The 7,793-nt window shown below is 66.0% G+C and carries 9 protein-coding genes; 8 read left to right on the plus strand and 1 reads right to left on the minus strand.

Annotated elements, in window-relative coordinates:
* Together AAGI46_13880 and gcvH are read left to right on the plus strand one after the other, a co-directional pair.
* A partial coding sequence (locus tag AAGI46_13880; GenBank protein ID MEM1013295.1) for a glycine cleavage T C-terminal barrel domain-containing protein occupies positions 1 to 445 on the plus strand: 445 nt, incomplete at its 5' end.
* Between the two features lie 95 nt (positions 446 to 540).
* The gene (gene gcvH / locus AAGI46_13885) at positions 541 to 927 is read left to right on the plus strand and encodes a glycine cleavage system protein GcvH (protein ID MEM1013296.1); all 387 of its coding nucleotides are present in this window, start codon (positions 541 to 543) and stop codon (positions 925 to 927) included.
* Between the two features lie 123 nt (positions 928 to 1,050).
* On the opposite strand, the gene AAGI46_13890 is transcribed toward gcvH, so the two are convergent.
* A complete protein-coding gene (locus tag AAGI46_13890; protein ID MEM1013297.1) occupies positions 1,051 to 1,491 on the minus strand; it encodes a YlbF family regulator in 441 nt (146 codons plus the stop codon).
* A gap of 18 nt (positions 1,492 to 1,509) precedes the next feature.
* Here AAGI46_13890 and AAGI46_13895 point away from each other — a divergent pair, with 18 nt between their 5' ends.
* From AAGI46_13895 to AAGI46_13920, 6 genes are all read left to right on the plus strand, one after another.
* The gene (locus tag AAGI46_13895; GenBank protein ID MEM1013298.1) at positions 1,510 to 2,574 is read left to right on the plus strand and encodes a ThiF family adenylyltransferase; all 1,065 of its coding nucleotides are present in this window, start codon (positions 1,510 to 1,512) and stop codon (positions 2,572 to 2,574) included.
* Between the two features lie 129 nt (positions 2,575 to 2,703).
* Positions 2,704 to 4,083: a phosphoglucosamine mutase gene (gene glmM / locus AAGI46_13900; protein ID MEM1013299.1), complete on the plus strand. Its 1,380-nt coding sequence runs from the start codon at positions 2,704 to 2,706 to the stop codon at positions 4,081 to 4,083.
* 54 nt (positions 4,084 to 4,137) lie between these two features.
* A complete protein-coding gene (locus AAGI46_13905; GenBank protein MEM1013300.1) occupies positions 4,138 to 4,668 on the plus strand; it encodes a UvrB/UvrC motif-containing protein in 531 nt (176 codons plus the stop codon).
* A gap of 74 nt (positions 4,669 to 4,742) precedes the next feature.
* Positions 4,743 to 5,798 carry a protein arginine kinase gene (locus tag AAGI46_13910; protein MEM1013301.1) on the plus strand — a complete coding sequence of 352 codons (1,056 nt, stop codon included), beginning with the start codon at positions 4,743 to 4,745 and terminating at the stop codon, positions 5,796 to 5,798.
* Between the two features lie 100 nt (positions 5,799 to 5,898).
* Entirely contained in the window at positions 5,899 to 6,600 is a 702-nt protein-coding gene (locus AAGI46_13915; protein ID MEM1013302.1) for a hypothetical protein, read from the plus strand.
* 158 nt (positions 6,601 to 6,758) lie between these two features.
* On the plus strand, positions 6,759 to 7,793 hold a 1,035-nt coding region (locus tag AAGI46_13920; GenBank protein ID MEM1013303.1), incomplete at its 3' end, for a hypothetical protein.

Here is a 7,793-nt window from a genome sequence, read left to right on the forward strand (position 1 = left end):
CACGAGCGGCCCAATCCACGCCTGCGGCCTCGGTGCCCGCGATACCCTCCGCATCGAGGCGGGCTTGCCGCTATACGGCCAAGAGCTGACTGGCGAGATCGATCCGATCGGTGCCGGCTTCGGCTGGGCCGTAGGCAAAGAGCACGATTTTTCCGGCAGCGACCGCATTCGCCAGATCGCCGAAGACGGGCCCGAGAAGGTGCTGGTCGGCCTCGAGCTTGACGGCCGGCGCACCGCCCGCACCGGACAGGCCGTCATGGCCGACCTCGTGCCGATCGGCGAGGTCACCAGCGGCTGCCTCTCGCCCACGCTCGGCAAGAGCATCGCGATGGCCTACGTCGCCTCCACCTACGCCGGCATCGGCGAGTTGCTGGGCGTCGACTTCAAACGCGAGGTCGTCCGCTGCAAGGTCGTCCCGCTGCCGTTCTACAAGCGGCCTTCGTGACGTCAGACAACCCGTAGGGTGGGCTTCAGCCCACCTCTGTGATCGGAAAATCCTCGCAAATCGATGGCGGGCCAACGCCCACCCTACAAGTTGCCATGCCCATCCCCAACGACCGCCGGTACCTCGACACGCACGAGTGGCATCTCGCCGACGGCGACGTCTGCACCATCGGCATCACCCAGCACGCGGCCGACGAGCTGACCGACGTCACCTACGTCGACCTGCCCGAAGCCGGCAGCGAAGTCGTCGCGGGTGAGGCCTTCGGCGAGGTCGAATCCGTCAAGGCCACCGCCGACCTCGTCAGCGGCGTCTCCGGCGAAGTCGTCGAGGTCAACGAAGACATCGTCAGCGACCCGTCGCTCGTCAACTCCGACCCCCACGAGGGCGGCTGGATGATCAAGGTCCGCATGACCGACGCCACCCAACTCGACGTCCTCCTCGACGCCGAGGGTTACGCCACCCAGACCGGCGCCGAGGAATAAGTCGCTTATCGCGTTCCGTCATCCTGAGCGAGCGCAGCGAGTCGAAGGACCTCGCCTTGCCAAACGCGCAGAAGCACTGCGAGGTCCCTCGGCTGCGCTCGGGATGACGGACTCCTTCTACGATCACCCCAGCGAGATCGGGCTTGCACCCTGAACGCCGCCCATACCACCGCTGGGACCGCTCGGGGCGTCGTCTTCGCCCTGGGCCTTGGAGACCGGCTTCTGCCACGCTTGGCTGACTTTGCGGAGGACGTCGGTCATGTCGGCCTGGGCGATGCTGAAGGCCTTGACCCGCAGGTTGCCCGCGATCGTCTGCTGCATCTGCTCCAGCTCCTGACGCTCGCCGGCCGTCACGGGCTGGCCCATCTGTTCGTTGCGGGCGAGCACCATCGCCTTCTGCTCGAACTGCTGCAGCAGCCGGCCGGCCTCGGGATCGTCGCGAAGAGCCTTGCTCGCCTTGGCGTATTGCTCGAAGACGGGGTGCTTGGCGACCAAGTCGCCCAGCTTCTGGGCCGCTTCGATGGCGTCGGTTTCGATCTGCTTGGCATCGTTGTCGTCGGGCATGGCAGTAGTGTTGGACCGATGGCCGACCGTTACCACCGGCAAACCATCCTGCCGCAAATCGGCGACGCGGGCCGACGCAAGCTCGCCGACGCGACCGCCGTCATCGTGGGCGTCGGAGCCCTCGGGACAGTCTCCGCCGACCTCCTCTGCCGCGCGGGCGTGGGCCGACTGATCCTGGTCGATCGTGACCTGGTCGAGCTGTCCAACCTGCAGCGACAGACGCTCTTCGCCGAAGCCGACGTCGGCCAGCCCAAAGCCGTCGCCGCCGCCGAACGCCTGTGCGCAGTCAACAGCGACATCACGATCGAGCCCCGCCCGACGGACGTCACCTCGGCCGACGTCGCCGACCTCGTGACCGACGCGACGATCGTCCTCGACGGCACCGACAACGCCGAGACGCGCTACCTGCTCAACGACGCCTGCGTGAAGCTCGGCGTGCCGTGGGTCTACGCCGGTGCCGTCGGCACGACGGGCCGGGCGATGGGCGTCGTCCCGGGCAAGACGGCGTGTCTCCGCTGCGTCTTTCCAGAGCCACCCGAGCCCGGGACGCTTCCGACCTGCGACACCGCAGGCGTCCTCGCAATGGCAACCGGTGTCGCTGCCAACCTGCAATCCGCGGTTGCACTGCGCCTGCTCACCGACGCCGAAGCGGAAGCTTCGGGTTCTGAGACAACGGAGTCCGATGCCACGATCCCCGAAGCTTCCGCTTCGGCGTCGGTGCTCCACTCCTTCGACGTCTGGACCGGCAGCTTCCGACGCGTCACCGTCCGTCGCGACCCGGATTGTCCCTGCTGCGGACGACGCGAGTTCCCGTTCCTCGACGCACCACCGCCCGAAAGCGTCGAGCTCTGCGGCCGCGACACGATCCAGCTTCGTCTCGGGAGTCGCCTCGACCTGGAATCGCTCGCCACACGCTGGGCCGACGTCGAGGGCACACGCTCGGCGACGCGGTTCCTGGCGAAGCTCAAGCCGGCTTCGTCGGACGTGTCGCTCAGCGTCTTCGCCGACGGGCGTGTGCTGGTACAGGGCACGCAGAACGCGTCTGTCGCGCGAGCCACGGTTGCGAAGTACATCGGGACGTGACCCCCACTCCGTCATCCCGAGCGCAGCCGAGGGACCTCGCAGCGGTTCTGCCCATTCACGCAAACGAGGTCCTTCGACTCGCTGCGCTCGCTCAGGATGACGAGCTGGTCATGCCATCTACCGTGCGCCATGCCTGAGGACGCACTGATGATCGGCGTGAGCGGAATGCGGGGCACCGTCGGCGGGACGCTGACGCCGGCCGTCGTCTCGCGCATGGCTGGGGCGTTTGCCAAATGGCTCTGGAGCCGGCACGACCGGCCGAACGACGAGCCGCCGAAGGTCGTGCTGGGCCGCGACTCCCGACCGTCGGGCGTCTACGTCCGCGACGCCGCCGCTGCGACGCTGGTGGCGGCGGGCATCGAGCTCATCGACCTCGGCATCGTCAGCACGCCGGGCGTCGCGATGATGGTGACGTACCTCGAAGCCGACGCCGGCATCGTCGCGACCGCCTCGCACAATCCGATCGTCTGGAACGGCCTGAAGTTCCTCGACGCCACCGGCATCGCACCGCCGCCCGACGACGTCGCCGAGATTCGCGGGTTCTACGACGCCGACGACCCGCCGCTGGTGCCGGTGGATCGGCTCGTCCAGCCCAAAAGCGATCCGACGACGCACGCGTATCACGTCAAACGCGTGCTCGACGGCCGCGACATCCTCGGCATCAGCACCAAGGCGTACAAGGTCGTCCTCGACAGCGTCAACGGGGCCGGCTGCGTCACCGGAGCGACGCTCCTGAGCAAGCTCGGCTGCCGCTTGGTCCACCTCGGCGACAAGCCCGACGGCCAGTTCCCGCACGAGCCCGAGCCGACCGAGGCCAACCTGCAAGGCCTCTGCGACGAGGTCCGCCGACAGAAGGCGGCCGTGGGTTTCGCGCAGGATCCCGACGCCGACCGACTCGCCATCGTCGACGAGAACGGCACGTACATCGGCGAGGAGTACACGCTGGCTCTGTGTGCCCGGGCCATCCTGAGCAAGAAGAAGGCCGGCACGATCGTCGCGAACCTGTCGACCAGCCGCATGATCGACGACGTCGCGGCGCGCTTCGGCGGAACCGTCATCCGCACGCCAGTCGGCGAGGCCAACGTCATCCAGGGCATCCGTCGCGAGAACGCCGTCCTCGGCGGCGAGGGCAACGGTGGCGTGATCGACCCACGCGTCGTCGGCGGACGGGATTCGCTGGTCGCGATGACGCTCGTCCTGACGCTGCTGGCCGACACCGGCATGACGCTCAGCGAGCTCGTCGCCGACATGCCGCAGTACGTGATTGTGAAGGACAAGCTGCCGCTGGCGAAGAAGGAGGACGCCGAGCCGGTGATCGACCAGGTGGCCGAGCGGTTCAGCGAGGAGCACATCAACACGTCCGACGGCCTGCGTATCGACTGGCCCGACGGCTGGCTGAGCGTCCGGGCCAGCAACACCGAGCCGATCCTCCGCATCATTTGCGAAGCCCCCGACGAGACCAGCGCCCACGCCCGCATCGCTGAGGCAAGAAAAGCGGCCGCGATCTGATCTGAAACCGCCGACCGGGCTGGCCGACACTCCTAGTGTGGAGCGAGGTCGATCATGCCCGAAGGAGCCCCAGACAATCCGGCCTGCGAGCACTGCAGCAAGCCAAAGACGGTCCACGTCACGGAGATCAAGGCCGGGCAGAAGATCGAGAAGCACCTGTGCAAGGACTGCCCGTTCGTCAACGAGGGCGTCGGTGCAGGTGCCGGCGGCAAGTCGCACCAGCCGATCAACGAACTGCTGAGCAACTTCGTCCTGGCCCACAGCGGGGCAGGAGCGTCGACCGCCCAGAAGAAGTGCGAGGTCTGCGGCATGACCTGGGCCAAGTTCAAGCAGGGCGGCCTGCTCGGGTGCGAGAACGACTACAGCCTCTTCGAAGAACAACTCACGCCGCTGCTGAAGCGGGCGCACGAGGGCTCGACGCACCACACCGGCAAGGTCCCGACCCGCCGGCGTGGCGACGGTGCGGTTCGGAAGCGTCCCAACATGAACCGCCTCCGCCGCGAGCTCACCCGCGCGGTCGAGGCCGAGGACTACGAAGCAGCCGCCCGGCTTCGCGATCAGATCGCCGAAACGGAGGGAAACTGAGCCCCGGCGTCTGACACGTCTCTGCCTTCGGCTCAGCTTCTGACTTCTCGCTTCTCAGCCTCTTCTGCCCGCCCATGAAACTCTCCGACCTCACAGGCAAAGCCGGCGAATGGCTCCGCGGGAGTGGGCCGATGAGCGAGACGGTCATCAGCAGCCGCATCCGGCTCGCACGCAACGTCAAGGGCTACACGTTTCTCACCACCGCCAGCCGCAAGCATCGTCGCGAGCTCGAAGGCCGCATCCGCGAGACCATCCTCGACGCCGACCTCGCCCCCAAGACGCTCTACGTCGACCTCGACCAGGCGACCGAGCTCGACCGAGAGCTGCTCGTCGAGCGCCACCTCATTAGTCGTCACCACGCCGCCGCCGAAGGGGCACGAGGTGTGGCCGTTGGCTCGGAAGAAGACCTGTCGATCATGGTCAACGAGGAGGACCACCTCCGACTCCAGGTCCTCAAGTCCGGCCTGCAGCTCGACGAGGCGTGGGAGCAGATCAACGACGTCGACGACGCCCTCGAAGAGCAGCTCGAGTTCAGCTTCCATCCACGCTTCGGCTACCTCACCGCCTGCCCGACCAACGTCGGCACGGGCATCCGCGTCAGCGTCATGCTCCACCTGCCGGCGCTCAAGCTGCTCGGCGAGATCGAGAAAGTCTTCCGCGCCGCCAAAGACATGAAGCTCGCCGTCCGCGGCCTCTACGGCGAAGGCACCGAAGCCACCGGCGACTTCTACCAGGTCTCCAACCAGACCACCCTTGGCAAGGACGAGCAGGAGCTGATCAGCGACTTCAAACACACGACGATCCCCAAGATCATCGACTACGAGCACCAGGCCCGCCGGACCCTCCGAAGCGAACGCGCCACCGCGCTCGACGACATCGTCTTCCGCGCCCTGGGCGTCCTCCGCTCCGCCCGCCTGATGAGCAGCGAGGAAGCCCTCAAGCTCCTCAGCCACCTCCGCCTCGGCATCCACCTCGGCCGGGTGAAAGACATCGAGATCCAGGCCGTCAACGAGCTGGTCCTCATGACCCAGCCAGCACACCTCCAGAAGCTGATGGACAAGAAGCTCGAAGGCGACGACCGCAAAGCCGCCCGAGCGGAGTTCATCCGCTACAAGCTCAAAGCGGTGTGATTTCCTCACGGCCAGCGGTCGAGCCCGTTGGTGGGCAGGCGAGGGCTGCTGCGGGTTGCTTCGTGTGCAGGCCCGAAACCTCACTTTTCGCAGGCCTTTGATGAACGCCACCAGCCCGTCGCTGCTCGTTGCTCGGTTGCTCATCGCTGCCGCTGCGAGCGCGTTTGTCTCGGCTCAGGCAAGCGGCCAGCTTTCAGCTGACACAAGCGGTGAGCTTGCTTCGACCGAGTCGGACGGCGACGAACCCGTCATCACTCCGACCCCGCTCGGGACGGCCGCCGGGCAAGGTGGCATCGGCATCGCGTACGCGCCGTATATCGAAAGCACGACGTCCTCGGACTACACCGACGCAGGCAGCTTGTTTTTCCGCTTCGGCCTCGTCGAGAACCGCGTCTCCAGGCGACACTACGGTTTCGGCGAGGTTCGGCTGACCTCCGCCAGTCTCGAAGGGAGCGGGCCGAATCGTTCCAGTCGCCTCCGGGTTATCGACGTGTCCTCCAACAGCGTCTCGACGCCGCTCGACGACGGTTTTGGTCTGATCTACGGCGGGGGTGTCGGATTTTCGTGGATCGAGCAAACGGTCGATCGAGTCGACGGTCGTGATCTGAACGAATCGACCCTTGGTTTGCTCATCCGCGGAATCTTCGGCGGCACGTACCGATTTAGCAACCAAAGCGAAATCACACTGGGTGTTGACTTGAACGTCGTCGCAGGGGACTTTGACGACTTGGCTGACGACTCGACAGACATCGGATTGCTCGTGACCCCGAGCGTCACACTTCAATTCGAGTATCGATTCTGACGCCTCACACGCCTCTCGAATGCGGTGGTCGGTTTGGCCTCCCCGGATGCATTGGAACAGCTCGTTGACGCTCGTCCCGCGGGCGGGCTTATCAGCATCATGACGGCCGAAGTTGTCGGACGTACGGACGCCTGACACGTTGTGCCGATTTCCCGGGCATGAGTCGATCCGGGCGAGACAGTGCCAAACTCAAGAAGCGACGTGGCGGATCGCACGATCCTGCGGCGCGGCGGATCGCGCGGCTGCGCGAGACGTTCGCCTGCTTCGACGAAGCCTTCGACCTTGGCCTGAAAGCGCGGTTCGACGCGCTGACGCTGCGTGAGCGGCGATTCATTGCGCAGTTCAAGATCCCGGATCCCGAAGTGGCATTCGCGATCGATCCGCGGCTGCACGAGCCCAAGAAGGTCGACGCCAACGAGCGACGGTTCCGCGACCACATCCGGCAGCTCTTTCGTGAGACCGCAGTCGAAGTTGTCGAGGATCACCCCAAGAAGGGCAGCATCGCTGTCCGCGACATCTACGGCTGCTTCCTGGGCATGTGCTCAGCCGGAAGACTGGCGGAAGACCACAGCCGGAAGATGGAATTGAAGGCGAAACACGCCGAGCAACCGGATTCGGAAGCCACCGCCGGCGAGCAGTCGTGGGAGAGGATCAACACCTTTCTGGCCGACGCGGGCGCGGCGTTTCGGCACGTCAACGGCGAGGGCAACAACAGCCTTTTCATGCGCAGCGCCGCTCGGCTACACCACAACCTCGGTGCCGAACTCGCCCGCCGCAGCAGCATGGCTGGCAACGTCCTCGTCAGCGAGATCGGCCAACGCAACGCACGCTTTGGGCTGCAACTCATCGTCACGATCACGCTGCTGCCGACCCAAAGCCGGACCATCCGGCTCGACGGCATTCCGCGCCGCACCTTCGACGTCGCCCGCGACAATCACAAGGGCGGACTGAACAAGATCGCGTGGAAGCCGATCGATGTCGGCGTTGCGATGCCAGACCCGGAACGCGAGCGACCCGTCGTCGTCCAGGGACACGCGCTCGACCAGCTCCAACAACGCCTCAAGCTTCCCGGGGCCGAGGACTTCCTCGAAGTCTGGTTGCACGAGAGCCTCGTCGAACCCAAGATCGTCGACCGACGCGGCAAGGATCGCAAAGAGCTCCTGATTGCCTACCGAATCCACGACGATCGGCTC

The organism is Planctomycetota bacterium, from assembly GCA_038746835.1.
Taxonomy (GTDB): domain Bacteria; phylum Planctomycetota; class Phycisphaerae; order Tepidisphaerales; family Tepidisphaeraceae; genus JBCDKH01.

Bases quoted from the DNA above. Each gene is read 5' to 3' on its own strand.
- AAGI46_13895 (MEM1013298.1), top strand. From the start codon at position 1,510: ATGGCCGACCGTTACCACCGGCAAACCATCCTGCCGCAAATCGGCGAC.
- gcvH (MEM1013296.1), top strand. From the start codon at position 541: ATGCCCATCCCCAACGACCGCCGGTACCTCGACACGCACGAGTGGCAT.
- glmM (MEM1013299.1), top strand. From the start codon at position 2,704: ATGCCTGAGGACGCACTGATGATCGGCGTGAGCGGAATGCGGGGCACC.
- AAGI46_13890 (MEM1013297.1), bottom strand. From the start codon at position 1,491: ATGCCCGACGACAACGATGCCAAGCAGATCGAAACCGACGCCATCGAA.
- AAGI46_13915 (MEM1013302.1), top strand. From the start codon at position 5,899: ATGAACGCCACCAGCCCGTCGCTGCTCGTTGCTCGGTTGCTCATCGCT.
- AAGI46_13905 (MEM1013300.1), top strand. From the start codon at position 4,138: ATGCCCGAAGGAGCCCCAGACAATCCGGCCTGCGAGCACTGCAGCAAG.
- AAGI46_13910 (MEM1013301.1), top strand. From the start codon at position 4,743: ATGAAACTCTCCGACCTCACAGGCAAAGCCGGCGAATGGCTCCGCGGG.